Annotated in this window: 26 protein-coding genes, 1 other RNA gene and 1 other annotated feature; of the genes, 25 read left to right on the top strand and 2 right to left on the bottom strand. The window is 37.1% G+C overall.

Translation table 11 applies throughout. From position 1 onward, the window contains the following. The first annotated feature begins 127 nt into the window (after positions 1–127). The 7 genes from EDD72_RS12470 to EDD72_RS03355 all read left to right on the top strand — a co-directional run bounded on the left by EDD72_RS12470 (position 128) and on the right by EDD72_RS03355 (position 7,215). Positions 128–292 carry a hypothetical protein gene (locus tag EDD72_RS12470; protein WP_165894953.1) on the top strand — a complete coding sequence of 55 codons (165 nt, stop codon included), beginning with the start codon at positions 128–130 and terminating at the stop codon, positions 290–292. Positions 293–489: 197 nt separating this feature from the next. Next, positions 490–1,986: a coproporphyrinogen III oxidase gene (locus tag EDD72_RS03380; protein ID WP_132767223.1), complete on the top strand. Its 1,497-nt coding sequence runs from the start codon at positions 490–492 to the stop codon at positions 1,984–1,986. 48 nt (positions 1,987–2,034) lie between these two features. After that, positions 2,035–2,275, top strand: a binding site (T-box leader). Between the two features lie 81 nt (positions 2,276–2,356). Beyond that, complete coding sequence (gene hisS, locus EDD72_RS03375) at positions 2,357–3,619, top strand: histidine--tRNA ligase (protein ID WP_132767222.1); 1,263 nt, start codon at positions 2,357–2,359, stop codon at positions 3,617–3,619. A 20-nt stretch (positions 3,620–3,639) separates the two neighbouring features. Continuing rightward, positions 3,640–5,409 carry an aspartate--tRNA ligase gene (aspS, locus tag EDD72_RS03370; RefSeq protein ID WP_132767291.1) on the top strand — a complete coding sequence of 590 codons (1,770 nt, stop codon included), beginning with the start codon at positions 3,640–3,642 and terminating at the stop codon, positions 5,407–5,409. A gap of 79 nt (positions 5,410–5,488) precedes the next feature. Further along, positions 5,489–5,669, top strand: a non-coding RNA gene (ssrS, locus tag EDD72_RS03365) — 6S RNA. A 34-nt stretch (positions 5,670–5,703) separates the two neighbouring features. Beyond that, positions 5,704–6,462: a tRNA threonylcarbamoyladenosine dehydratase gene (locus EDD72_RS03360; protein ID WP_132767221.1), complete on the top strand. Its 759-nt coding sequence runs from the start codon at positions 5,704–5,706 to the stop codon at positions 6,460–6,462. Further along, complete coding sequence (locus EDD72_RS03355; protein ID WP_132767220.1) at positions 6,463–7,215, top strand: tRNA threonylcarbamoyladenosine dehydratase; 753 nt, start codon at positions 6,463–6,465, stop codon at positions 7,213–7,215. A gap of 33 nt (positions 7,216–7,248) precedes the next feature. Here EDD72_RS03355 and EDD72_RS03350 read toward each other — a convergent pair whose 3' ends face one another. Both EDD72_RS03350 and EDD72_RS03345 read right to left on the bottom strand, forming a co-directional pair. After that, positions 7,249–7,911, bottom strand: a complete 663-nt coding sequence (locus EDD72_RS03350; RefSeq protein WP_132767219.1) for an SdpI family protein — start codon at positions 7,909–7,911, stop codon at positions 7,249–7,251. 4 nt (positions 7,912–7,915) lie between these two features. Further along, positions 7,916–8,197 carry an autorepressor SdpR family transcription factor gene (locus tag EDD72_RS03345; protein WP_424565521.1) on the bottom strand — a complete coding sequence of 94 codons (282 nt, stop codon included), beginning with the start codon at positions 8,195–8,197 and terminating at the stop codon, positions 7,916–7,918. Between the two features lie 224 nt (positions 8,198–8,421). Here EDD72_RS03345 and EDD72_RS03340 point away from each other — a divergent pair, with 224 nt between their 5' ends. The 18 genes from EDD72_RS03340 to EDD72_RS03255 all read left to right on the top strand — a co-directional run bounded on the left by EDD72_RS03340 (position 8,422) and on the right by EDD72_RS03255 (position 24,196). After that, a complete protein-coding gene (locus tag EDD72_RS03340; RefSeq protein ID WP_132767218.1) occupies positions 8,422–9,672 on the top strand; it encodes an extracellular solute-binding protein in 1,251 nt (416 codons plus the stop codon). 96 nt (positions 9,673–9,768) lie between these two features. Then, positions 9,769–10,344 (top strand): 5' nucleotidase, NT5C type, encoded by a 576-nt coding sequence (locus EDD72_RS03335; protein WP_132767217.1) that lies wholly within the window; start codon positions 9,769–9,771, stop codon positions 10,342–10,344. Positions 10,345–10,356: 12 nt separating this feature from the next. After that, positions 10,357–11,400, top strand: coding sequence for a low-specificity L-threonine aldolase (gene ltaE, locus EDD72_RS03330; RefSeq protein ID WP_132767216.1), 1,044 nt, complete (start codon positions 10,357–10,359; stop codon positions 11,398–11,400). 16 nt (positions 11,401–11,416) lie between these two features. Then, on the top strand, positions 11,417–12,712 hold the full coding sequence (locus tag EDD72_RS03325) for a replication-associated recombination protein A (RefSeq protein ID WP_132767215.1): 1,296 nt from the start codon (positions 11,417–11,419) through the stop codon (positions 12,710–12,712). A 37-nt stretch (positions 12,713–12,749) separates the two neighbouring features. Continuing rightward, positions 12,750–13,397 (top strand): YczE/YyaS/YitT family protein, encoded by a 648-nt coding sequence (locus EDD72_RS03320; RefSeq protein WP_132767214.1) that lies wholly within the window; start codon positions 12,750–12,752, stop codon positions 13,395–13,397. After that, on the top strand, positions 13,394–14,536 hold the full coding sequence (locus EDD72_RS03315; protein ID WP_132767213.1) for a cysteine desulfurase family protein: 1,143 nt from the start codon (positions 13,394–13,396) through the stop codon (positions 14,534–14,536). The genes EDD72_RS03320 and EDD72_RS03315 overlap by 4 nt, the downstream gene beginning before the upstream one ends. A gap of 60 nt (positions 14,537–14,596) precedes the next feature. After that, positions 14,597–15,097, top strand: a complete 501-nt coding sequence (locus EDD72_RS03310) for a PRC-barrel domain-containing protein (RefSeq protein WP_132767212.1) — start codon at positions 14,597–14,599, stop codon at positions 15,095–15,097. A 23-nt stretch (positions 15,098–15,120) separates the two neighbouring features. Next, a complete protein-coding gene (locus EDD72_RS03305; protein ID WP_132767211.1) occupies positions 15,121–15,318 on the top strand; it encodes a hypothetical protein in 198 nt (65 codons plus the stop codon). 16 nt (positions 15,319–15,334) lie between these two features. Continuing rightward, positions 15,335–15,532 carry a hypothetical protein gene (locus EDD72_RS03300; protein ID WP_132767210.1) on the top strand — a complete coding sequence of 66 codons (198 nt, stop codon included), beginning with the start codon at positions 15,335–15,337 and terminating at the stop codon, positions 15,530–15,532. 170 nt (positions 15,533–15,702) lie between these two features. Further along, positions 15,703–16,782: an AI-2E family transporter gene (locus tag EDD72_RS03295; RefSeq protein ID WP_243643761.1), complete on the top strand. Its 1,080-nt coding sequence runs from the start codon at positions 15,703–15,705 to the stop codon at positions 16,780–16,782. A 496-nt stretch (positions 16,783–17,278) separates the two neighbouring features. Continuing rightward, a complete protein-coding gene (alaS, locus tag EDD72_RS03290) occupies positions 17,279–19,927 on the top strand; it encodes an alanine--tRNA ligase (RefSeq protein WP_132767209.1) in 2,649 nt (882 codons plus the stop codon). A gap of 51 nt (positions 19,928–19,978) precedes the next feature. Further along, entirely contained in the window at positions 19,979–20,242 is a 264-nt protein-coding gene (locus EDD72_RS03285; protein ID WP_132767208.1) for an IreB family regulatory phosphoprotein, read from the top strand. 109 nt (positions 20,243–20,351) lie between these two features. Then, the gene (gene ruvX / locus EDD72_RS03280) at positions 20,352–20,762 is read left to right on the top strand and encodes a Holliday junction resolvase RuvX (protein ID WP_132767207.1); all 411 of its coding nucleotides are present in this window, start codon (positions 20,352–20,354) and stop codon (positions 20,760–20,762) included. 5 nt (positions 20,763–20,767) lie between these two features. Continuing rightward, entirely contained in the window at positions 20,768–21,043 is a 276-nt protein-coding gene (locus tag EDD72_RS03275) for a DUF1292 domain-containing protein (RefSeq protein WP_132767206.1), read from the top strand. A gap of 19 nt (positions 21,044–21,062) precedes the next feature. Continuing rightward, positions 21,063–21,359, top strand: coding sequence for a DUF1292 domain-containing protein (locus EDD72_RS03270; RefSeq protein WP_132767205.1), 297 nt, complete (start codon positions 21,063–21,065; stop codon positions 21,357–21,359). A gap of 92 nt (positions 21,360–21,451) precedes the next feature. Further along, on the top strand, positions 21,452–22,507 hold the full coding sequence (gene mltG / locus EDD72_RS03265) for an endolytic transglycosylase MltG (protein WP_132767204.1): 1,056 nt from the start codon (positions 21,452–21,454) through the stop codon (positions 22,505–22,507). 118 nt (positions 22,508–22,625) lie between these two features. Continuing rightward, positions 22,626–23,273: an O-methyltransferase gene (locus EDD72_RS03260; protein WP_207893631.1), complete on the top strand. Its 648-nt coding sequence runs from the start codon at positions 22,626–22,628 to the stop codon at positions 23,271–23,273. A 2-nt stretch (positions 23,274–23,275) separates the two neighbouring features. Beyond that, positions 23,276–24,196 (top strand): peptidase U32 family protein, encoded by a 921-nt coding sequence (locus tag EDD72_RS03255; RefSeq protein ID WP_132767202.1) that lies wholly within the window; start codon positions 23,276–23,278, stop codon positions 24,194–24,196. Positions 24,197–24,208: the final 12 nt, after the last annotated feature.

Genomic DNA, 24,208 nt, shown 5'->3' with positions numbered 1-24,208 from the left:
GTATGAACAAAGATTTTCGTTTTATTTACCTTAGATTCCTGCTTCATTGCGAAAATTAGTTCCAAAGCATCTAAAATCAACAATTTTTGGTAATACTAATTTCTGAAGAAAGTAATGGAGGTATCATATGCACCAAGCGAAGAAGGAATTGTATTTGAAACTGTGGAATCAAATGTTTTCATTGGATTTTCAGGATAAGTTGGCGAAAGAAGAAATTCTGATGGAAGGACAATTTTCCCGGGAAATAGATCCATTGGTATCGATGAATATGAAACATGGAAGAGCAACTTAGCAAATCATGTTAGGTTGCTTTTTAATGTATAACAAGAATTATACAAGCCAGTGATTTGAAGATAGTGGGTTTGTATATTCCATAAGTAGCGGACTTTTGGAAGTGCGGAGCAGGACAACGGAAACAAAATTTCCCTTCACTTGTCTTTTGAAAATAGAATCAGTATACTGTTTCTAGTCATTGATGGAGGGGCAAACATGATCTATAACATTATCAATCTAGAAGAACGATTCAAACGAGACATTGAACGTCTCTTCGATCTGTTTAAATCAGATGGAGATCAATTGGTGTATGATCATTCTCAATTAGAAACAGACGATATGATTACCATTGAGTTCCATTATCATATAAATTATTCGCTGATATTCGTTCAAGCAAAAGTGTTGAACAGGATGGATACAATTACCTTTGAACATGATCGAACCATTTCCCTAGAAACGGATGAGCAAATAAGAAAGGTAGTCAAACAAGGAATTAGTTATGTTTGGATCCAAATCCTTGAACATCTTACAGGGAAAAAGCACGACTGGGGGATTCTAACAGGGATTCGACCAACGAAGTTATATCATCGATTAAGTCGCAAGCTTCCATATGATGAGGTAAATCGAACTTTGGCTAGGGATTATTTGTTAAAACCCAATAAAATTGCTTTATTACGTGAAATCGTTCAAAGACAATTACAGGTCATCCCTGATCTGTATCAGATTGATGAAGAAGTAAGCCTATATATTGGCATCCCCTTCTGCCCTACCAAATGTGCTTATTGTACTTTTCCTGCATATGCCATTACAGGACGAAATGGTACAGTAGAAGATTTTTTAAAAGGACTAGAGTATGAGATTGAGCAAATTGGCAAGTGGTTAAAGAACTCAGGCAGAAAAGTAACAACTATTTATTTTGGTGGAGGAACACCGACAAGTATCGAAGCGGATCAGTTAGACCATCTTTTTCAGCAATTAGTGAGGTGGATTGATCTTCAATCTGTGAGGGAGATTACGGTTGAAGCAGGGAGACCAGATACCATTACCAATGATAAGATTGATGTATTAAATCGTTGGAATGTGGATCGAATGAGTATTAATCCTCAGACGTTTACACAAGAGACATTGAATGTAATTGGACGACATCATACTGTGGAAGAAACCATAGAAAAATTCCATTTAGCACGGCAAATGAATGTGAACAATATTAATATGGATCTCATTATTGGCTTACCGGGTGAGACGCTAAAAGAACTTCAATACTCGTTAGAACAAATTCATCAACTACAACCAGAGTCCTTAACCATTCATACGATGGCTTTTAAACGAGCATCTTATTTAACGAAGAATAAGGAAGAATTTGAAATCACGGACCCTGAAGAGATTCAACGAATGATGGACTATGCAACAACTTGGACCAAGAAGAATGATTATCAACCTTATTATTTATATCGACAAAAAAATATGTTGGGAAATTTGGAAAATATTGGTTACTCCCGCGAAGGGAAAGAAAGTCTTTATAATATATTGATCATGGAAGAAAAACAGACGATCATTGGTTTAGGTAGTGGAGCAGTGAGTAAACTGATTGCACCAAAGTCCGATACAGTCATTCGTTTTCCTAATCCAAAAGAACCACGAGCATATATTGAAACCGTAAAAGAGTCGACAATGAAAAAAATTAAACAACTGAACCAAATATTTCATTCTTAAAAACTTGACATTCTGTTTTTCGCAAAGTAAGATAATTAACAATTAAATAGTGATTCGGTGAAGGGAAAAAGTATTTAGGCACCGGATAGCCAGAGAGGAGATGAGTTGGCTGCGATCATCTCTCTATTACGACCTAAAGAAAGACATCCCCGAGAACTCTTGGCGAAAGGAGTATTTATAACGAGTAGCCAAGCAGCGCTAGGAATTAGCGTTATCGAATGAAGTGGGATTCATTCCAATTAGGGTGGCACCACGGGTGAAGAAAGAACTTCTATCTCTCGTCCCTGATGTACAATCATCAGACGAGGGATTTTTTTATTATTTAGAAAAAATTTAGATAATTCTATTCCTTTAGGATAGGGGGATTTGTATGAAGTTTCAAGTTCCAAGGGGAACAGCAGATGTGTTGGCAGAAGAAGCGGAATTATGGGATTATATTGAGCAAACATCAAAAGGGATCTTTAAACGGTACAATTATAAAGAAATACGGACACCTATCTTCGAACATACGGAGTTATTTCAACGTGGGGTTGGAGAAACCACAGATATTGTCGAGAAAGAGATGTACACCTTTACAGATCGAGGTGGACGTAGTCTCACATTAAGACCAGAGGGAACTGCTTCTGTGGTTCGTGCTTTTGTCGAACACAAGCTGTATGCCAATCCTGATCCAACGAAATTATTTTATATTGGTCCAATGTTCCGATATGAGCGTCCACAGTCAGGTCGAATGCGTCAATTTACCCAAGTTGGAGTCGAGGTTCTAGGTAGTAGCGACCCAGCAGTTGATGCAGAAGTCATTTCGATGGCAATCCGCTTATTTGAAGAAATGGGTTTGAGAAATTTACGCTTAGAGATTAATAGCGTAGGATGTCCAGTATGCCGACCTATTCACCGGGAGAAATTAGTCACACACTTACATGGTGTAAAAGAACATTTATGTAAGGATTGCCAATCTCGTTTAGAACGAAATCCAATGCGTATTCTTGATTGTAAAAATGAAACCTGTCAAGAATTGACTAAAGATGCGCCAACAATTGATCAATATTTATGTGATAATTGTAGAACTCACCACCAGAAAGTAAAATCTTATCTCGACCAAATGGGAATTCAATACGTGGAAAATCCCAGATTAGTTCGTGGCCTTGACTATTATACACAAACCGCTTTTGAAATTATTTCTGAAGATATAGGAGCTGTAGGTACACTTTGTGGTGGAGGCCGTTACAACGGATTAGTAGCTGAGATTGGTGGAAATGATGTTCCAGGAATCGGTTTTGCTTTTTCGATTGAACGAATTGCTTTAGCTCTAAAACAAAAGGGAATCGATGGCAAATTGGATACAGGTGTCGATGTTTATTTTGTCACAATTGGAGAAAAAGCAGATTCTGTTAGTATGAAGATTCTTGATGATTTACGAAAACAGGGAATCAAAGCGGAAAAAGATTATTTGGGACGAAAAATAAAGGCGCAAATGAAGGCGGCCGACCGTCTTCAAGCCAAATACGTCATGATTCTGGGCGATGATGAATTTGATCGTGAACAGGTAGTTTTACGAGATATGAGTAATGGTGAACAACGAGATGTTCCTATTTACGAGATTATTCCGATATTAACAAGTAAATTAAAGTAAAGGTGGAACTTAACATGGAAATGTATCGTACACATGAGTGTGGAAAATTAAGTTTAGAAAATGTGAATCAGGAAGTTGTTCTTACAGGTTGGGTTCAAAAAAGAAGAGATTTAGGTGGTTTAATTTTTATCGATCTAAGAGATCGAAGTGGGATTGTACAGCTAGTCGTTAATCCAGAAACGTCAAAAGAAGCACATGAAATTGCTGATAAACTAAGAAATGAGTATGTAATTGCAGTAAAAGGAATTGTTGTAAAGCGTTCTGAAAATACCATTAATCCAAATATAGAAACGGGACAAATTGAAGTAGAATTAAAGGAAATTAACATCATCAATGAAGCGAAAAACCCACCATTCTTTATTCAAGATCATATTGATATCGATGAAACATTACGATTAAAATATCGTTATCTTGATTTACGGCGAAATGAAATGAAGAACACCTTAATTTTGCGCCATAAAGCGACAACTTTTATCCGGAATTTTTTGGACAAGCATGGATTTTTGGATATTGAAACGCCGATGCTGACAAAAAGTACCCCTGAAGGAGCAAGGGACTACTTGGTCGCTAGTCGGAAACATCCAGGACATTTTTATGCATTGCCACAATCCCCCCAATTATTTAAACAGCTATTAATGGTAGCTGGTCTTGAACGCTACTATCAAATCACAAGATGTTTCCGTGATGAAGATTTACGTGCGGATCGTCAACCTGAATTCACACAAGTGGATATTGAGATGTCTTTTATGCCATTACAAGAGTTTCAAGATTTAATGGAAGAAATGATGGTGGGTTTATTTAAAGAAACGATTGGATATGAGGTTCCTCGTCCATTCCCTAGAATAACTTATCAAGAAGCGATGGAACGTTATGGATCGGATAAACCTGACATTCGTTTTGGGATGGAAATTAAAGATTTAACAGAAGTGTTTAACAATAGCGAATTTAAAGTATTTCGATCAACGATTGAAAATGGTGGGCAAATCAAAGCCATTAATGCAAAAGGAGCGGCCCATTACAGCCGAAAAGATATTGATCAATTAACTGAATTCGTTGCTCGTTACGGTGCAAAAGGACTCGCATGGCTTGCTTTTAAAGAAGATGGAGTAAAAGGTTCTATTGCCAAATTCGTAACGGAAGAAGAATTGAGTCAATTACGTCTGATACTTGAAATAGAAGTAGGGGACTTGATTCTTTTTGTGGCCGATTCAAAAAAAGTTGTGGCAGATGCTTTAGGAAACCTTCGCCTTAAATTGGGAAAGGATCTCAATCTTATCCCACAAGATGTTTATCGCTTCTTATGGGTTACTGATTTCCCACTTTTGGCCTATGACGAGGAAGAAGGACGATATGTAGCGGAACATCATCCATTCACAATGCCTAGAGTAGAGGATATTCCACTATTGGATACTGACCCATTAAAAGTACGTGCTCAGGCCTATGATATGGTATTAAATGGCTACGAATTAGGTGGGGGAAGTCTGAGGATTTACAAACAAGAGATTCAGGAAAAGATGTTTAAAACGCTTGGATTCACCAAAGAGGAGGCATGGGATAAGTTTGGTTTCTTATTAGAAGCTTTTGAATACGGTACTCCTCCACATGGTGGAATTGCTTTTGGTTTGGATCGAATCATTATGCTTCTTGCCAAACGGAATAATTTAAGAGATACGATCGCTTTTCCGAAAACAGCAGGGGCCAATTGCTTGTTAACAGGCGCTCCTTCTATCGTTGACCATAGGCAATTAGAGGAACTTCATTTAGAAATTAAAGAAAATATAAAAGCCTAGATTTACACAGTTCTGTAAAAATGTTCACTTGATTTTCAATAAATGAGTATGGTAACATAAAACCACATAGAATAATATGAGAGCCCTAAGATGTACGTGATTTCACGATAGTTTTGAGCCAACACCCTTTTAATCGGGAGTTCGGGTTCATTTGTGGAATTGAGAGCATGATTTATCATGAAACAAGGAAGCAAATGACAGAGCACCCACCTGCGAGAGCAGGTTCAAAACCTAGGAGACACGGCATACCCGGGGCTCTTTTTTATTATTAGATAAATGAGAAGGGAAATACATATGATTCACGCATTTTCTCGTTTTGAATTAGGAATTGGTACGGAAAACATTCAACGACTGAAACAAAAGACGGTTGCAGTTTTAGGCATCGGCGGTGTTGGTTCTTACGCAGTTGAAGCCTTAGCTCGTTCAGCAATTGGGAGATTAATTTTAGTAGATAAAGATAAAGTTGATATCACGAACATCAATCGGCAAATCCATGCCCTACATTCAACGATTGGAAAACCAAAAGTAGAGGTAATGAGAGATCGAATTAAAGCGATCAATTCAGAATGTGAAGTTGTTCCTTTGCATTTATTTTATAATGAACATACTGCTGATGAGATTTTTTCTTACGATCCAGACTATATTATCGATGCGATTGATACCTTAAGTAGTAAGGTTCATGTGATTCTTGAAAGTAAAAAAAGAAATATTCCCATCATCTCTTCAATGGGTGCGGCAAATAAATTAGATCCAACTCAATTTATTGTGACAGACATCTCGAAAACTTATATGGATCCTGTAGCGAAGTTTGTACGCCAACAATTAAAAAAACATGGTATTGAAAAAGGAGTACAGGTTGTTTTTTCTCCTGAGAAGCCTCTTATCCCAAAGAAAGAATTATTTCGAGAAGTAGGGAAAGAGGAAAGTACGATTCGCAAAGAAAAAATGCCACCTTCAAGTAATGGTTTTGTACCACCGATGGCAGGTTTAATTGCTGCAAGTGTTGTGATTCGTCACTTTCTTGAATTGAACAAGAAAGGGGAAAAAGAGTAAATGGTTCATTCGTTTTCCAGACTTGAGTTGCAGTTAGGTATCGAACAAGTAAACAAACTAAGAAAAAGTACGATTGTCGTATTAGGAGTTGGAGGAGTAGGGTCATTTGCAACAGAGGCCTTAGCTCGTTCAGCAATAGGAAGAATCATACTAGTAGATCATGCAATCGTAGATATTACAAATATTAACAGGCAGATTCCAGCATTATCTACGACAATTGGACAATCAAAGGTAGAATTAATGAAGGAGCGTATCCTAGATATTAATCCCGAATGTGAAGTCATCCCGCTTCAACTCTTCTATGATGAGACAACGATGGAACAGATTTTCTCCTATCAACCGGATTATGTTATCGATGCAATTGATACCATTGGTAGTAAGATTCTCACGATGGTGGAATGCAAAAAAAGAAACATTCCTCTAATCTCTTCAATGGGTGCTGGGAACAAATTGGATCCAACTCAGTTCCAAGTGGTGGATATCTCTAAGACTCACATGGACCCAGTAGCCAAAGTCATACGACATGAGTTGAAAAAGCATGGCATCACAAAAGGCATCCAAGTCGTCTTTTCACCCGAGCAACCACTCACTCCACATGAAGAGTTATACAAAGAGATCGGTGATCCAAATAGCGAAATCCGAAAAGAAAAAACTCCCCCATCGAGTAATTCCTTTGTTTCTCCTGCAGCGGGTTTAATTATGGCAAGCGTTGTTGTGAGGGATTTGATTAGCAAAGTAAGAGACGATCAGTAGAAATGTGATCGTCTCTTTTTAGAAATGATTCAATTATTTTTTTAATTCTTTTCGATAGATTACATAAGAGTAGATCATGGGTAATATAACTGATAAGATTACAGGACCCAATAACATAATGAACGCAATACTTCCACCAAAGAAAGAACCAATTATTCCAAGGATCCCTGAGATGACAAAGAGTTTACTTGCTAGGCGATGTGTCTTATACCATACTTCTTTACTACTTAATGTCCATGGATTACGAATTCCAACAAAGAAATTATCTTTTACTTTTCCCATATAATTCCCCAGAACAATAAATAAGACGGAGACCAAGAATGGAACAGCAAACGAAATTTGCAAGAATTTTGGGATTTCATTTTTTGGAACTAAGGAATGATAGAGAGTAAGAAAATACATTACAACTAAAAAAAATTGAATTGACCATTGAATGATTCCGTATGTTCGTTTGAAACCTTGATAGTTTTCCTTTCTTGGATCAAGCTTAGGTAAAAGTAGGAATAGGAAGAACAAGCCTAGAATCATCAGCGGTAACATGAATGTCCCTTGGAACTTCCCACCATATCGATCAACCTCCCCTTGTATATTCCAATGCATGGGTACTTGATCAGGCATTTGAGGATAAACGATAATGCCGACTACAAAGGTTGACAAGATTAAAAATAATAATAACCAATCAGATTTTCTGATCAATTCGTCACTCCCTTTCTTCTTTTTTATTGGTAAAATCAATAAACCAATTTATAATATCTTGAAAAACCGTAGTATTTAACTCGTAAATAACAAATTGGCCTCTTTTTTCATCCCGAATCATATCTGCTTGCTTTAGCAAGTTGAGATGGTGAGAAATACTCGGCTTTGTCATATTGAAATGATCTGCTATTTCCCCAGCTGTCATTGGTCCTTTATTTAAAAGTTGAATAATTTTCCGTCTTGTTGGATCAGATAGGGCTTTAAAGGTCAAATTAAACGATGACAAACGTTTCACTCCCTTTCACAAAGAATCCATTTTTTTGATAATATTTATGTCATTGAATATTTAGATAAATAACTAAATATCTATTTTCATTATATCCATATTGATACAAAAAAGAAATAGTGAAAACAACATTTTCCACCTTTGTAAAAACGATGGTTGGCAATGATCAAAAAATACTTGTAAAATAAAATAAATCTAACACAAAAATAAGGGGTATTTTGTCGATGAAAAAGTTTTTTTCTATTTTCCTATCGATAATGATTCTCGCTGTCTTTTCTTTAGGGTGTAGTTTAGATGGAGATCAAAAGCAAATAGTTTCTGAAACAAAACCTAAAAAATTAGTGGTTTGGGATGAGATTGGTAAAACAGCCGGGATCGAACCCGCGTTAAATCGTTTTGAGCAGCAATATGGAATCAAAGTTGAGGTTAAAGAAGTAGACATCACAAAGATGCTAGAACTACTCTATCAAGAGGGGCTTGCAGGTAATGCAGCCGATGTGATTACCATGCCACATACCCAATTGGGGCAAGCCGTGACACGAGGTTTAGTCATGCCAATAAAAGTAGACAAAGCGCTCGTAAGCCAATTTAATGAATCAGCGATCAATGCTTTAACTTATAAAGGAGTACTTTTTGGTTTGCCGCGATCGATTGAAACACCAATCTTTATTTATAACAAGAAACTAATGGCTCAAGCTCCCATAACTTTTGATGAGCTATATACTTTTTCGAAAGAATTCACAAAATATGGTTATTATGGTTTTTTAGCCCCTTGGGATAACTATTATTTTGCACATGGAATCATCAGTGGATTTGGTGGTTATGTTTTTGGCGAAAAAGAAGGAATTCCTTCACCAAAAGATCTTGGGTTAAATAACCAAGGAGCTGTTCAAGGTTTGGAGTATATTCAAAAGTGGTACGCTGAAGGGTTATTTCCCAAAGAGATCATTGGGGAATCGGGAACACAGACGATGGATGGTTTGTTTACTGCAGGAAAGGTTGCCGCTGTGATGAACGATCCTCGTGCGATCCAAACCTATAAGAATGCAACCATTGATATTGGTATTGCCCCTATGCCGTCTCTTCCCAATGGAAAACCAGTGAAAACGTTTTTGAATGTAAAAGGATGGTTTGTTACACCATATTCTAAAAACCAAGGTTGGGCAACCAAATTAATAGAGTGGTTAACGAATCCAGAAAATGCGAAAATTCATTTCGAAAAGACAGGAGAAATTCCACCTTTAAAACAACTCATCAGTGATCCAATGATCGTAAATAATGAAGAAGCAAAAGCAATTCTTCTTCAATCCCAAAACGCAGATCCAATACCAAATCTTCCAGAAATGGCGGAGGTATGGAATCCAATGACAAAGGCTTTACAATTAACGGTTACTAACAGATTGGAACCCCAGAAAGCCTTAGATGAAGCAGTAAATGCTATTATACAACGAATTCAAGCAAATCAAGGGAAATAAATCTTTGTTTGAAGGAGGAACCCTGTCCTTCTTTTTCTAAATGACGTAGGAAATGATATATTACATGTAAAAGTATTTAAGGATGGAGTGATAGATATGCGGATTGGCGTTGATATTGATGGCACGATTAAACAGACACAAAAAGCTGCCATTCAGTTATATAATGAGGAATTAAATATGGATGTAAAAGAGGACGAAGTCACCACTTTTTATCTTGATGAACCGTATGGATTAAGTGGTGAAGAAGGACGAAAATTATGGCGAAAATTAGAGAGTAAGATCTATACAATCGGAATCCCGTTGGAGGGAGCTCCGGAAGCATTGCAACAATTAAAAAAAGAGGGTCATGAAATTTTTTTCATTACAGCAAGACCTAATTTCAAAAGAATAAGGGACATTACAGAAGAATGGCTTCAAAAACATGGATTTCCTTTTGATGGAACCAATTTGTATATGAATATCCATGATAAAGGGAAGATTGCCAAAGATTTAAGGATTGATCTCTTTTTTGAAGATGATCCCGAACATTTAGATCGGCTTTTAGCTGCGAATATTCATACCGTTATTGTTGATGCAAGGTATAATCAACATTATAACCAAGCAATCCCTCGAATTAAGGATTGGACTGAGGGATTAGAATACATTGAAACATTTGCTGAAAAAAATCAATAAGGAGAGAAAAAAATGATTGATCTACGAAGTGATACAGTGACAAAACCTACCGAAGAAATGAGAAAAGCAATGTATGAAGCAGAAGTTGGAGATGATGTCTATCGTGAAGATCCTACGGTAAGGCAATTGGAAGAATTAGCGGCTGAGAAATTAGGAAAAGAAGCGGCACTTTTTGTCACTAGTGGTACACAAGGAAACCAAGTTGCTGTTTTAACACATGGGAAAGCCGGGGATGAGATTATTTTAGAAGCAGATTCTCACATTTTTTATTATGAAGGAGGAGCAGCTGCTGCTTTAGCAGGAGTGCAAACGCGGATTATTCCTGGAATAAAAGGACAAATGCCAATTGATAAAATCCGTGAAGCGATTCGCGATGATCGCGATATTCATTTACCCCATACGGCGATGATTGGCTTAGAAAATACCCATAACCGTGCAGGCGGGGTAATCCTGCCACCGCAATATATGAAAGAAGTTTATCAAGTGGCGCAAGAAAAAGGAGTTGCAGTGCATTTAGATGGGGCTCGATTGTTTAATGCCGCTGTGGCGTTAGAAGTGGATGTAAAGGAATTCACACAATATGTGGATACAGTTCAGGTTTGCTTTTCCAAAGGATTAAGTGCCCCAGTTGGATCTGTTCTTGCTGGACCAAAGGATTTTATTGAAGTGGCAAGAAAATGGCGAAAACGGTTAGGTGGAGGTATGAGACAAGCGGGTATAATGGCAGCACCAGGAATTGTTGCCTTAACGCAAATGGTCGATCGCCTTGCAGAAGACCATCGTAGGGCAAAAGAGTTAGCAGTCGCTTTACAAGAGATTAAGGGAATTCAAATTGAACTTGAGTCGGTCCAAACCAATATTGTTTTAATTGATGTCAAAGATACAGGTATGACTGCTCATCAATTTTTAGAGGAGTTAAAGAATTGTCAAATTCTAGGAAGCGCCTTTGGTGAATATTTGATTCGCTTAACCACTCACCGTCATATTACGGATCAGGATATTTCGGATACGATTGATGCCTTTTATCAGATTAGCAAAAAAAGAAGTCAAGCATAAGGTAGTGAGATCATCAATGTTTGATTTGTTTTCGGATACAGCAAAACAATTTGCACCATTAGCCGATCGGTTTCGTCCAAGAAATCTCGATGAGTATATTGGGCAACAACATATCATTGGCAAAGGAAAACTATTAAGAAGAGCGATCGAAGCAGATCGCTTAACTTCCATAATCCTTTATGGTCCGCCGGGTACGGGAAAAACGAGTTTAGCATATGTCATTAGTCAGGTGACAAAAAGCGAATTCGTTCGTTTAAATGCGGTAAGTACTGGGGTAAAAGAAGTTCGCGAAGTGATAGAAAAAGCCGCTGAACGATTAAAGTTGTATGGACAAAGAACGATACTTTTCTTAGATGAGATTCATCGTTTTAATAAGTCACAACAAGATGCATTGTTACCTTCGGTGGAAAAAGGGGAAATTATTTTAATTGGTGCAACAACGGAGAATCCTTTTTTTGAAGTAAACTCTGCATTATTATCACGAAGCCTTCTCTTTCGCTTAGAACCTCTAACTTACGAAGAAATGAAAACGGCTTTACGAACAGCTTTAGAAGATCGGGAAAGAGGATTAGGGGAATATCATGTTGTTATGGATGAAGATGCACTGGAACATTTAATCACAACCGCTAATGGAGATTTACGCAAAGCATTGAACGCTTTAGAGTTAGCAGTAACCACAACGGAACCTGACCTGTCGGAAATCATTCATGTTACGAAACAAGTAGCAGAAGAGTCGATTCAACAACCGGCCATGAGATATGATACTGCTGATCAACGGTACGATATGATGAGCGCGTTAATCAAATCGATCCGGGGAAGTGCCACTGATGCGGCTCTTTATTGGTTCGCCCGGATGTTAGAAGCAGGAGAAGATCCGAAACTGATTGTTCGAAGATTAATTGTTCATGCATCTGAGGATATTGGTATGGCCAACCCTGCCGCTTTAGAACAAGCAATTGCAACTTTTCATGCTTTGGAAGCTGTTGGTCTTCCTGAAGCTCGCATTAATATCGCACAATGTGTCATTTTTTTAGCTGAAAGTCCGAAGTCAAATTCGGTGATTCGTGCCATTGACTCTGCGTTAAGTGATGTTCGCGCTGGAAAATTAGGCCAAGTTCCAAAACATTTGCGAGATACTCATTATAAAGGAGCCAAGCAGCTTGGTCATGGAATAGGATATAAATATCCCCACGATTATCCGAATCATTATGTCGAGCAACAGTATTTACCAGACGAATTAACGGGAAGAAGATATTATTACCCAAGTGATCAAGGAATGGAAATGAAATTACAGCAGCGAAAAAGGGATTAGCTTTGTATGAGATGAATGGTTGAAAAGAGGAGAAAAGATGAAAAAAGAAGAAATCATCTATCGCACCGTTTTCTTTTTTATTGGACTTATTGTGATGAGCTTAGGAATCGCTCTAACTATTGAGGCGAATCTAGGAGTATCTGCATGGGATGTCCTTCATATCGGTTTGTATAAAACGTTTGGTTTAACGATCGGAACATGGTCGCAAATAGCCGGACTTATTATTGTTTTGTTTACTTATTTTTTGGATAAAAAAGTTGTTTTCATTGGAACCTTATTAAATATGATCTTTGTCGGTTGGTTTATCGATTTATTTCTTTTTATCTTACCAACGATGCACAAAGGACAATGGTTTTATCAAAGTCTCTTTTTCATCCTTGGAATGATCATTATGGCAATCGGTACAGGTATGTATATTACTTCTAATTTAGGTGCTGGTCCAAGAGATGGTTTGATGTTGGTTTTGTCGAACCGTTTAAATTGGAGTATTCGCAAAGTGAAAACATGGATGGAACTCATCGTTTTAGTCATTGGTTTTTTCTTAGGTGGCCCTGTTTTTATTGGCACACTGATTTTATCCGTCTTTATTGGACCGTTGATGCAGTTTTTTATTACATTCTGGGGCGTACGTTTTGAAAATATCCTTCGTTTACTGGCTACGAAAGAAAAGGAGAGATGGGTATGAATAGAATTTATCTCGACCATGCTGCAACTACCCCTGTCCATCCACAAGTTTTTGAGAAAATAAAACCATTTTTACAGGAAAAATTCGGAAACCCATCAAGTATTCATACGTTTGGACAAACCGTTAAACTTCCTCTCGAGGATGCACGAGTATATGTGGCTAGAGCTTTAAACGTTCATCAGTCAAGGATTGTCTTTACAAGTGGTGGTACAGAAAGTGATATTCAAGCAATTATTGGTGTGGCGTTAGCAAACCAAGAAAAAGGGAAACATATTATTATCTCCGAAATCGAACATTCGGCAGTGATAGAAGCGACCAAATGGTTACGTGATTTTGGTTTTGAGATTACAGCGATTCCTGTAAATCGTAATGGGATTGTAAACATGGAACAATTACAGGCTTCAATTCGTAAAGATACCATTTTAATTAGTGTGATGTATGTTAATAATGAGATTGGAACCATACAACCGATTAAACAGATCGGAGAAATGGCAAGAGAACAGGGAATTATCTTTCACACAGATGCGGTACAAGCTTTACCGATTTTGAATATTGATTTAGACCAACTCCCAGTCGATCTAATGACCATTTCTTCTCATAAAATCAATGGTCCAAAGGGTGTAGGAGCATTATATATTCGTGAACATGTTCCATTTAAACCTTTATTCGGCGGTTCCCAAGAACGTTCAAGAAGAGGGGGAACCGAAAATGTTCCAGGAATTGTTGGTTTTGGTGAGGCAGCAAAAATTTTAAAAGCCAATTTAAAGGAGAAACAAGAACATACAAAACATTTCCGTGAAAAAATGATTTCCATTTGGAAACAGGAATTAGGAAAAGAATCTTTTGTCATAATTGGAGATCTTGATCAAGTTGTACCCTCAATTTTAAATGTAAGTTTTCCTGGAGTCGAAACTCAATCCATGATTATGAATCTTGATATGAAGGGAATTGCCGTTTCTGGAGGGTCAGCTTGTGCTTCTGGGGCATTAACTGTCTCAAGAGTTATACAAGCATTACATCTTGAGGAAAAAATATCTCGATCTGTCATAAGAATTAGTTTTGGCTATGGAAATACAGAGGACGAAATTATTCAAGCTGCAACAGTGATTGCCAATATTGTGAAACAAAAACGCAAATGATTGGTTTCTTTGCATTTTTCACATACTAATATTATCCCTACTCTAAGAGGAGGGATCGATGTGAGAAAGGTTTTGGATGTTATTGGATTACCGGTTCTCGATACGAGTAGTGGTAAAATGATCGGTTCCGTAAAAGACGTCTATTTTAATGATGAGGGAAGCCTAATGGGGATTGCCGTTGAATCGAAAAGTTTTTTTTCTAAAACAGCTTTTCTATCGTTTGAAAATATTGGGGCCATTGGTGATGATGCGGTAACAGTAGGAACCAAGCGGTTGCTTTCTCCATTAGACGCGATTGATCACTATCACGGTTTTTATTCTGGCAAAACTTTGTTAAAGGGACAGCCAATCATCACGACAAATGGACATGAATTAGGACATGTAGAAGACGTTTATTTTATGGAAGAAATGGGAAAAATAATAGGGTACGAGCTTTCGGATGGGTTATTGTCTGATATAACCGAAGGGAGAAGGGTCATTGAGTTTCCGCAAAAAATGATTATTGGGGAAGATGCAATGATTGTACCCTATGATGTGGTAAAGGACGTTCATATTGAATAGGATGAGTGAAAGGGGAACAAAAATTGTTTACGTGTCCAAATTGTCAAAGTCGAGATATTGGCAAAATTGCGAATAATCAATATTATTGCTGGAATTGTTTTATTGAGCTAACCGTGGATGGAGATCATTTTACAGTTTATCAAGTTGAGGAAGACGGAAGTTTAAGTTCTTTAGACGATCTTTTTACGGAGGATGAGTTAAAAATCCAAGGATCTTTCTAAAGGAGGTTTCAATTGGATGGGACGATTGGCTCAGGGAATGATTACTGGAGGAATTGTCGCTGCAGTTATAGGAATCGTAATGCGACGTTCTAGACACAATCAGAAGATGTTAAATCGTTATATGAATATGTTGATCAATATGATGGCCAAAAATGGAATGTTTCGTCTCATTGGAAATTCCCGTTTCTTCCGTAACATGGTTAGAGCAAGATAGACCGAAAAATGGTGGGTATCAAGTATTTCACTTGATACCCTTCTTTTTTGATTCCCCTTTTAATGCTTCAAAAGTCTTATAGACATATAAGCTAACAATTTTTATGATGCTTAAAATTGAATGGAACGTCATATACTTTTTAAAAGAGACAAGTTTAAGGGGAAGATAAGATGCGGAGTAAAATGAATGAGATCCCATATTTAAAAGCAATGATTTATTTAATCATTACCATCTTTGTATTAACTATTCTATATTTATTGATGAAGGTTAGCCCAATTTTTGGACAAATTCTTTTTTTTATCAAAAATCTCTTTCTTCCCTTTTTTATCGCCTTGATTATTTCCTACCTCCTTCATCCAATCGTAACAATCCTTCATAATCGTGGTGTACCAAGATCTATTGCTGTTTTATTAATTTATATCGTCTTTTTTGGATCAGTAACCATCATTTGTTTAAGGGCGTTTCCTCTTCTTGCAACTCAGGTAAAAGAATTAGGTGAAAATCTACCTCTGATCATTCAACGGATCAAATCATGGTTGGATGGCATTCGTAATGGATACCCAATCCCAGATTCAATTCAAAAAGGAATTGATACATCGATTCAAAATTGGGAAGCAAAATTAACAAGTGGATTTTCTCATGTTATGGATTGGGTAGGAAACACAATTAGTATTTTATTTACAATCTTTTTAGTTCCTTTTGTCTCCTTTTATATCTTGAAAGATTACAAATTGATTGAGAAAACGGTCATCACGTTCGTTCCTAGAAGCAAAAGAAAGGGAATGATTCGTTTATTAAAAGAAATTGACGAAGCGCTTGGTAATTATATTCGGGGGCAACTCATTGTAATTACCATCGTTGGGGTATTAGCCTATATTGGTTATCTAATAATTGACCTCCCCTATGCATTACTGCTTGCGTTTATCGTTTCAATTACGGATATTATTCCTTACATTGGCCCCTTTATTGGCATGGCACCTGCTTTAATTGTAGCAATGAGCATTTCCTGGAAAATGGTAATCAGTGTATTAATCGTAAATTTAACCATTCAAGCATTAGAAGGAAATGTCATCTCGCCACAAGTGGTTGGACGTAAACTGAATATCCATCCATTACTGATTATCATCTCATTATTGATTGGTGGGGAAAGCGGTGGAGTGGTAGGTATGATTTTAGCTGTCCCTATTTTTGCGATATTGAAAGTGATCCTACAGCATATTTTTATATATTTGCGAAAGACAAGAATATAGAAGGATTTGACATTCACTATCTCTGCCAAGTATAATGTTGTCAAAATCAATAAAGACGAAAATCGATGATGGATCGAGTAGATCATAGTCCATCTAAAGAGAGGAAGTTCCCTGGCTGAAAGAACTTCTAGATGAAGGATGATCGAAGGCTAATCCAAGAGATGAGGATTCCGGCAAACACCGTTACATAGCTTGAGTGACCTTAATTTTAGAGGTTAGATGTAGGAAGTTAGACTGGATAAATTGGTGAAATAGCCAATTTTAAAATGATTCAGACTTCTGAATATCTGACTTCGGACCAAAATTTCAGTATTGTATTTTGGTCTTAAGGTAATCAGGGTGGTACCGCGTAAGTGAGAGTAACACTTTCGTCCCTGACTGGGATGAGAGTGTTTTTTTCATTTAAGGATTAGATTGAATGTGGGTTTGTATACAACGGAGCGCATTGGAATATACAAACCTCTATTACAGGAAATAGAAAAGGAGGATGACAACAATGAGAAAAATGAGTGCAGCTGAAATTCGTAAAGCATTTTTAGACTTTTTCGTTTCTAAAGGTCATCATATTGAACCAAGCGCTTCTTTAATTCCTTATGATGATCCTTCATTACTTTGGATCAATAGCGGTGTAGCCACATTAAAACCTTACTTTGATGGGCGTAAGGTTCCAGAGAATCCTCGGATTACCAATGCGCAAAAATCAATTCGTACCAATGATATTGAAAATGTAGGGAAAACAGCTAGACACCATACTTTTTTTGAAATGTTGGGTAACTTCTCTATAGGTGATTACTTTAAAAAAGAAGCCATCCATTGGGCATGGGAGTTTTTGACAGATGAAAAGTGGATCGGTTTTGATCCCAATCGTTTGTCCGTAACCATTCACCCAGAAGATGATGAAGCATATCGGATTTGGCATGAGGAAATTGGCATTCCAGATGAAAGGATTATCCGATTAGAAGATAACTTTTGGGACATTGGTGAAGGCCCAAGTGGACCCAATACAGAAATCTTTTACGATCGTGGTGAAAAATATTGTGATTCCAGCGATCCTGAATGTTACCCTGGCGGTGAAAATGAACGTTATTTAGAGGTTTGGAACTTAGTATTCTCCCAATATAACCATAATCCAGATGGAAGTTACACCCCGCTTCCACAGAAAAATATTGATACAGGAATGGGTTTAGAACGGATGGCATCCATTATTCAGGATGTGGAAACGAACTTTGATACCGACCTATTCATCCCGATCATTCAGACCGTCGCGAATCACGCTGGAGTGAAATACCATGAGAAAAAAGAAATAGACGTTGCATTAAAAGTCATTGCTGACCATATTCGTACCATTGTATTTGCAATTGGCGATGGGGCATTACCTTCAAACGAAGGCCGTGGTTATATTATTCGTCGTTTGCTTCGTCGTGCTGTTCGTTATGGTAAGTCAATTGGGATTGAAAAACCATTTCTCTATACTTTAACAGGTCTTGTTGGTGAAATTATGAAAGATTACTATCCAGAAGTATTAGAGAAAAAAGACTTTATTGAAAAGGTGATTAAGAATGAAGAGGAACGTTTCCATGAAACATTGACAGAAGGGTTAGCGATTCTAGAAGAAATGGTACAAAAGGCAAAACGTGAAAACCGCACAGAACTAACAGGCGAAGAAGCTTTTAAATTATACGATACTTACGGTTTTCCATTTGATTTAACAGAGGATTATGCACAAGAACAAGGTTTAAATGTAGATAAAGATGGTTTTGAAGTCCAAATGGAGGCTCAAAGAGAACGAGCAAGGTCAGCTAGAAATGAAGTCAATAGTATGAAAGTTCAAGGTGGAATTTTGAGAGATATTAAAGATCCAAGTGAATTTGTCGGATATGATGAATTAATTGTTGAAGCAAAAATCACTCATATCATTGCTGACGAACAACTGCTCGAGTATGTATCCGAAAACGAAGAAGTACACTTGTTTCTTGATAAGACACCATTTTATGCAGAAAGTGGTGGCCAAATTGCCGACCAAGGACTGATTAAAGGGATTCATGGTGAATTAATGGAAGTATTAGATGTAACCAAAGCTCCAAATGGTCAGCATCTTCATCATGTAAAAGTATTAAAAGGAACATTTAAAGTAGGCGATTCCGTCACTGCAGAGGTGAATCAAGAAAAACGTTCCGATATCATCAAGAACCATACGGCAACACACCTTCTTCATCGAGCATTAAAAGATGTTTTGGGAGAACATGCAAACCAAGCTGGTTCTTTGGTAGCTGCTGATCGTCTTCGCTTTGACTTTTCACATTTCAGTGGGTTAACTGAGGAAGAAATAGCTCAAGTGGAAGAAAAAGTGAACCAACAAATCTGGAAGAACCATCCGGTCGCAACCATGATTAAACCCATTGATGAAGCAAAAAAAATGGGAGCTATGGCCCTTTTTAATGAAAAATATGGAGATGAAGTTCGTGTTGTTCAAGTTGGGGATTATAGTTTAGAATTATGCGGTGGTTGTCATGTTCGTAATTCCGGTGAGATTGGAATGTTTAAGATCGTCTCAGAAAGCAGTATTGGGGCAGGAATTCGGAGGATTGAAGCGGTCACGGGAAAATGGGCATACCAGTATATGAACCAGCAATTGTCTCTTCTGAAACAAGTCTCGCAAGAATTAAAGGCGAACATCCAAGATATTCCTGAAAAAATTGAAGGATTACAATCAACGATTAAAGGGCTGCAAAAAGAAAATGAATCTTTAAAAGCGAAATTGAGCAATATTGAAGCGAAGAATCTTGTTGATCGTGTCGAGCAAATCGAAAACATTCAAGTCTTACGCGCAAAAGTAGGTTCCATGGATATGAAAAATCTACGAAATGTATTAGATGATCTAAAAACAAAAGTAACGACAGGTATTATTGTTCTCGCATCTGTACAAGATGATAAAGTAAATCTTGTTGTTTCTGTTTCTGATGATTTGGTCAAGAAAGGTTACCATGCTGGAAACTTAATTAAAGAATTAGCAAGTAGAGTCGGTGGCGGTGGTGGCGGACGACCTGATATGGCTCAAGCTGGCGGAAAGGAACCAGAAAAAATACAAGATGCATTGAAGTACGTGACGGAATATGTAAAATCGGTTACAATGAAATTAGCATAATTTAACTGGAACGTTTCATGTGCGTAAGAATCTGGAAAAGAGGTGTTACCAATGAGCTCGATGGATCATACGATGAAATTTAACGTGAAATCTGAAGAGATAGGGGTTGAACCAAGAGATGTACTCATCTTGGTGTATGAGGCCTTAAAAGAAAAGGGATATAATCCGATCAATCAGATTGTCGGCTATTTACTATCTGGAGATCCTGCTTATATTCCAAGGCATAATAACGCAAGGAATTTAATTCGTAAGATTGAACGCGATGAGATCATCGAGGAATTAGTCAGATTCTATCTTAAACAGCACCATGAGTAAGTCAAAGATATAAAAAATTTAAATTCTTCGTTACAAAAGGGGAGAATGACTCCCCTTTTCTTTCACAATTTAGACAAAAGAACACTTAGAGTATGAGGGAATTTATCGTATGCGTATACTAGGATTAGATGTAGGTGAGAAAACCATTGGTATAGCCATTAGTGACGAATTAGGCTGGACAGCTCAGGGTGTTGAGGTTATCCAAAGAAAAACATTGGATCATGATTTGACACGTCTAAGAGAGATCATTGATCAATATGAAGTGGATGAAATTGTCGTTGGCTTACCAAAAAATATGAATGGTACGATTGGTCCACGAGCTGAAATGATCATGGATTTCGCCAAACAATTAGAAGTTGAATTTGAACTACCGATTCGCTTATGGGATGAACGCTTAACTACGGTTTTGGCAGAAAGAACTTTGATACAAGCGGATATAAGTCGGAAAAAGAGGAAAAAGGTCATTGATAAAATGGCTGCTATGGTGATTTTGCAAGGCTATTTAGATGCGAAGAGGTGATCGATATGAGTCAAGAACAAGAACGAGAATTTCTTTTTATTCCTGACGATGAAGGAAATGAAGAAAAATTTGAGATCATTTATGAGTTTGAAGTAGAGGATAAACGTTATATCCTTGTTACTCCAGCAGATACTACTGGAGATGAGGAAGAAGCAGAGGTTTATGCATTTCGTTTTGAAGAAGATGGTCAAGACATGAAGCTTTATCCCATAGAAGATGAGGAAGAGTGGGATTTAGTTGAGGAAGTATTCAATACGCTTGATTATGAATTTAATCAATGAACCTTAGGAGAGACAAACGATGCAGAAAAGAGAAATCAAAGAAGTCCATTTGTTAAAAGAACAGTTGGGCTCAGAAGTCACACTATTTGATGAAAATGAAAAGGAATATCTTTTTCAACTATTACTAGAGTTAGTTTTTAACGGTAAACATTATGCTTATTTTCAATCTTCCGAATCTGAAGAAGGAGAGATTGAAGTTCTCCGTGTTGTAAAATTAGACAATGGAGATTTTGACTTAGAATTTATTGAAGATGATGATGAATGGGAAGATGTTGTTGAGTTATTCGATGAATGGACGATGCAAAATGGAGAATGAGAGAGGGATTTCCTTCTCTCATTGTTTTTTTTGGCGATTTATGCTAACTTAATAACGATATAGGAGATAAAAAAGATGGTGAGGGGAGAATCATGGATCTCAGCCAAAAGAGAAAATGGATCTTATCCATTTCTGGGACTGTCGTAATTTTAGCTGTAATCATCATTAGTTATGTTTATTCACAATTTCAACCCGTTGATTCGACGGCTGTACAGAAGGTAAAAATAGAAATTCCCCCAGGAAGTACACCTACAAAAATCGCTTCAATTCTGAAAGAACATCAATTAATCAAGAGTGAATGGGCATTTAAACTATATTTAGAATATAAAGGTGACGCTTCAAAATTACAAGCCGGTAGCTATCAATTATCTAAACAGATGAGTATAAGTGAAATCGTTCAACAATTTGTATCAGGGAATGTCGTATTGGATACGGTACGATTTACAATTCCGGAAGGGTATACGATTCTGCAAATTGCAGACAAGCTTAGTAAAGAGGGAATTGTAAATAAGGAGAATTTTTTGAAATTAGCAAAAGAAGGTAATTTTAACTATGATTTTATAAAAGCCATTCCGAATAATGCGAACATTCAATATCGATTAGAGGGATATTTGTTTCCAGATACTTATGTCGTGAAAAAAGGTGCAACAGAAGAAGAAATTATCAATATGATGTTACATCAATTTCAAAAAGAATGGAAACCGGAATGGACTAAAGTTCTTCAAAATCAAAAAATGAGTATCCATCAGGCAGTTACTTTGGCTTCGATTGTCGAAAGAGAAGTGAGTGTCGCTAAGGAAAGACCAATTGTTTCAGGAGTTTTTTATAATCGTTTAAATAATAAATGGAAATTACAATCCTGTGCTACTGTTCAATTTGTATTAGGAAAACAAAAAGATCGACTCACTTTTGCCGATTTAGCAATCAAAAACCCTTACAACACATATATTAATGATGGGCTTCCACCGGGGCCAATATCAAACCCAGGCATAGAAGCAATCAAAGCTGCTATTTTTCCTGCAAAACATGATTATTTCTTTTTTGTCACAAAAAAAGATGGTTCTGGCGAACACTATTTTTCAAAAACATTCGCTGAACACCAAAAGTATGATTCCGATTCCCGGCTCAGTTTAAAAGGGAATTGGTAAGTTAAAAGTGAGAAAGAAGAGGCTTGATTAATAGAAATTGGCGAAAATGCCAATTTCTTTGTCTTATTAGATGAATTAACACTGTGAATATGTTAAAATATTTTTTGTCGTGATTGAGGTGAAGCAGAACATGGGTTTTATTAAAGAAGAAGTGGATCAATATATAACCGAGTTATTACCCCTTGATGATTCCTTTCTTGAGGAATTGCAACAACAAGGAATAAAGGAAGAAATTCCAATTATTCAAGTACCAAGTATGAAGCTGATTCAAGTCTTATTAAATATGATTCGTCCCTCAAACATCATTGAAGTGGGTACGGCTATTGGTTTTTCTACGATCTTTTTGGCAAAATCAGCTCCCTATGCAACGATTCATACGATCGAGCGTAACGAGACAATGATTGCTCGGGCAAAGGAAAATTTTAGAATCGCGGGCTTGGATAAGCAAATCATTTTGTATGAAGGGGATGCGATCGAAATCCTTCCTCACTTACCTCAATCTGAATTTATTTTTATTGATGCCGCCAAAGGAAAGTATAAACAATTTCTTCAATTAGCCTTCCCGTTATTACCTGTGGGAGGAATTTTTGTGTTTGATAATATTCTTTTTCGCGGATATATCGCTGAGGAAGAAATCGTGCAAACAAAACCTATGTTAAAAAAGCTTCATCGCTTCAATCAAGAACTTGCAGATGAAAAAAAGCTACTCACATCGTTTGTTCCAATTGGTGATGGACTAGCGATATCCTATAAATTGGAGGAATAGACATGTCAGCGAAGAAAAAGCCTGAATTATTAGTTACTGCAAAGGATCTAGACGAAGTGCAGCGTTTGTTTGATTCAGGTGCAGATGCTCTTCATATTGGGGGCAAAGAATATGGGCTACGTATGCCAGGCCATTTTACCCTTGAGATGATTGGGGAGGCGACCAAGATTGCCCACCAAAATCAAAAGAAGATTTATGTGCTGATGAATGCTCTATTTCATAATGAAATGTTAGTAGGGCTAGAAGAATATATTCAACGATTAGCACAATTTGAGGTGGATGGGATCGTTTTTGGTGATCCTGCTGTTCTTATGATCGCGAAAAAAGTAGCTCCACAAATTGCTCTGCACTGGAATACGGAGACAACGTCCACGAATTATCAAACGGTGAATTACTGGGCGAAAAAAGGAGCAACGAGAGCGATCCTTGCAAGGGAATTGTCCCTTCAAGAAGTGATTGATATTAAGCAACATGTTGATATTGAAGTACAGGTTCAAGTTCACGGAATGACGTGTATTTTTCATTCAAAAAGGGGACTTGTATCTAGCTACCTTGATTTTACAGGTCAAGAACAAAAGGATACTTCCCAAGATCGAGGGTTATTCTTACGAGAGCATAAACGTCCTAACGAACAATATCCAGTTTTTGAAGATCTTCATGGTACACACATCATGAGTGCGGAAGATATTTGCATGATTGATCATATTGGAAAATTAATAGATGCAGAGATTGATAGTCTCAAAATTGAGGGAATTTTAAAATCAACGAACTATTTGGAAAAAGTCGTTCAACATTATCGGACAGCGATTGATCAATATGTAACTGGAAACAAGGTTACTGTATCTTCCAAAGATATTGAAGCGATACAACCGAAAAATCGCCCACTTGGGACTGGGTTTTATTTTAAAGAACAATATTATTAAAACGAAGGTGGT

Origin of the sequence: Tepidibacillus fermentans, assembly GCF_004342885.1 — a bacterium.
In the GTDB taxonomy this organism is placed as follows: Bacteria; Bacillota; Bacilli; order Tepidibacillales; family Tepidibacillaceae; genus Tepidibacillus; species Tepidibacillus fermentans.
This window is presented reverse-complemented; position numbering and strand designations above follow the sequence as displayed.

Excerpts from the sequence above, each read along its gene's own strand:
- hisS (WP_132767222.1), top strand. The coding sequence starts at position 2,357 with ATGAAGTTTCAAGTTCCAAGGGGAACAGCAGATGTGTTGGCAGAAGAA.
- mltG (WP_132767204.1), top strand. The coding sequence starts at position 21,452 with ATGGATCTCAGCCAAAAGAGAAAATGGATCTTATCCATTTCTGGGACT.
- EDD72_RS03300 (WP_132767210.1), top strand. The coding sequence starts at position 15,335 with ATGGGACGATTGGCTCAGGGAATGATTACTGGAGGAATTGTCGCTGCA.
- EDD72_RS03255 (WP_132767202.1), top strand. The coding sequence starts at position 23,276 with ATGTCAGCGAAGAAAAAGCCTGAATTATTAGTTACTGCAAAGGATCTA.
- EDD72_RS03380 (WP_132767223.1), top strand. The coding sequence starts at position 490 with ATGATCTATAACATTATCAATCTAGAAGAACGATTCAAACGAGACATT.
- EDD72_RS03270 (WP_132767205.1), top strand. The coding sequence starts at position 21,063 with ATGCAGAAAAGAGAAATCAAAGAAGTCCATTTGTTAAAAGAACAGTTG.
- EDD72_RS03340 (WP_132767218.1), top strand. The coding sequence starts at position 8,422 with ATGAAAAAGTTTTTTTCTATTTTCCTATCGATAATGATTCTCGCTGTC.
- EDD72_RS03355 (WP_132767220.1), top strand. The coding sequence starts at position 6,463 with ATGGTTCATTCGTTTTCCAGACTTGAGTTGCAGTTAGGTATCGAACAA.
- EDD72_RS12470 (WP_165894953.1), top strand. The coding sequence starts at position 128 with ATGCACCAAGCGAAGAAGGAATTGTATTTGAAACTGTGGAATCAAATG.
- EDD72_RS03285 (WP_132767208.1), top strand. The coding sequence starts at position 19,979 with ATGAGCTCGATGGATCATACGATGAAATTTAACGTGAAATCTGAAGAG.
- ltaE (WP_132767216.1), top strand. The coding sequence starts at position 10,357 with ATGATTGATCTACGAAGTGATACAGTGACAAAACCTACCGAAGAAATG.
- EDD72_RS03360 (WP_132767221.1), top strand. The coding sequence starts at position 5,704 with ATGATTCACGCATTTTCTCGTTTTGAATTAGGAATTGGTACGGAAAAC.
- EDD72_RS03320 (WP_132767214.1), top strand. The coding sequence starts at position 12,750 with ATGAAAAAAGAAGAAATCATCTATCGCACCGTTTTCTTTTTTATTGGA.
- EDD72_RS03315 (WP_132767213.1), top strand. The coding sequence starts at position 13,394 with ATGAATAGAATTTATCTCGACCATGCTGCAACTACCCCTGTCCATCCA.
- EDD72_RS03325 (WP_132767215.1), top strand. The coding sequence starts at position 11,417 with ATGTTTGATTTGTTTTCGGATACAGCAAAACAATTTGCACCATTAGCC.
- EDD72_RS03275 (WP_132767206.1), top strand. The coding sequence starts at position 20,768 with ATGAGTCAAGAACAAGAACGAGAATTTCTTTTTATTCCTGACGATGAA.
- EDD72_RS03335 (WP_132767217.1), top strand. The coding sequence starts at position 9,769 with ATGCGGATTGGCGTTGATATTGATGGCACGATTAAACAGACACAAAAA.
- aspS (WP_132767291.1), top strand. The coding sequence starts at position 3,640 with ATGTATCGTACACATGAGTGTGGAAAATTAAGTTTAGAAAATGTGAAT.
- ruvX (WP_132767207.1), top strand. The coding sequence starts at position 20,352 with ATGCGTATACTAGGATTAGATGTAGGTGAGAAAACCATTGGTATAGCC.
- alaS (WP_132767209.1), top strand. The coding sequence starts at position 17,279 with ATGAGAAAAATGAGTGCAGCTGAAATTCGTAAAGCATTTTTAGACTTT.
- EDD72_RS03295 (WP_243643761.1), top strand. The coding sequence starts at position 15,703 with ATGCGGAGTAAAATGAATGAGATCCCATATTTAAAAGCAATGATTTAT.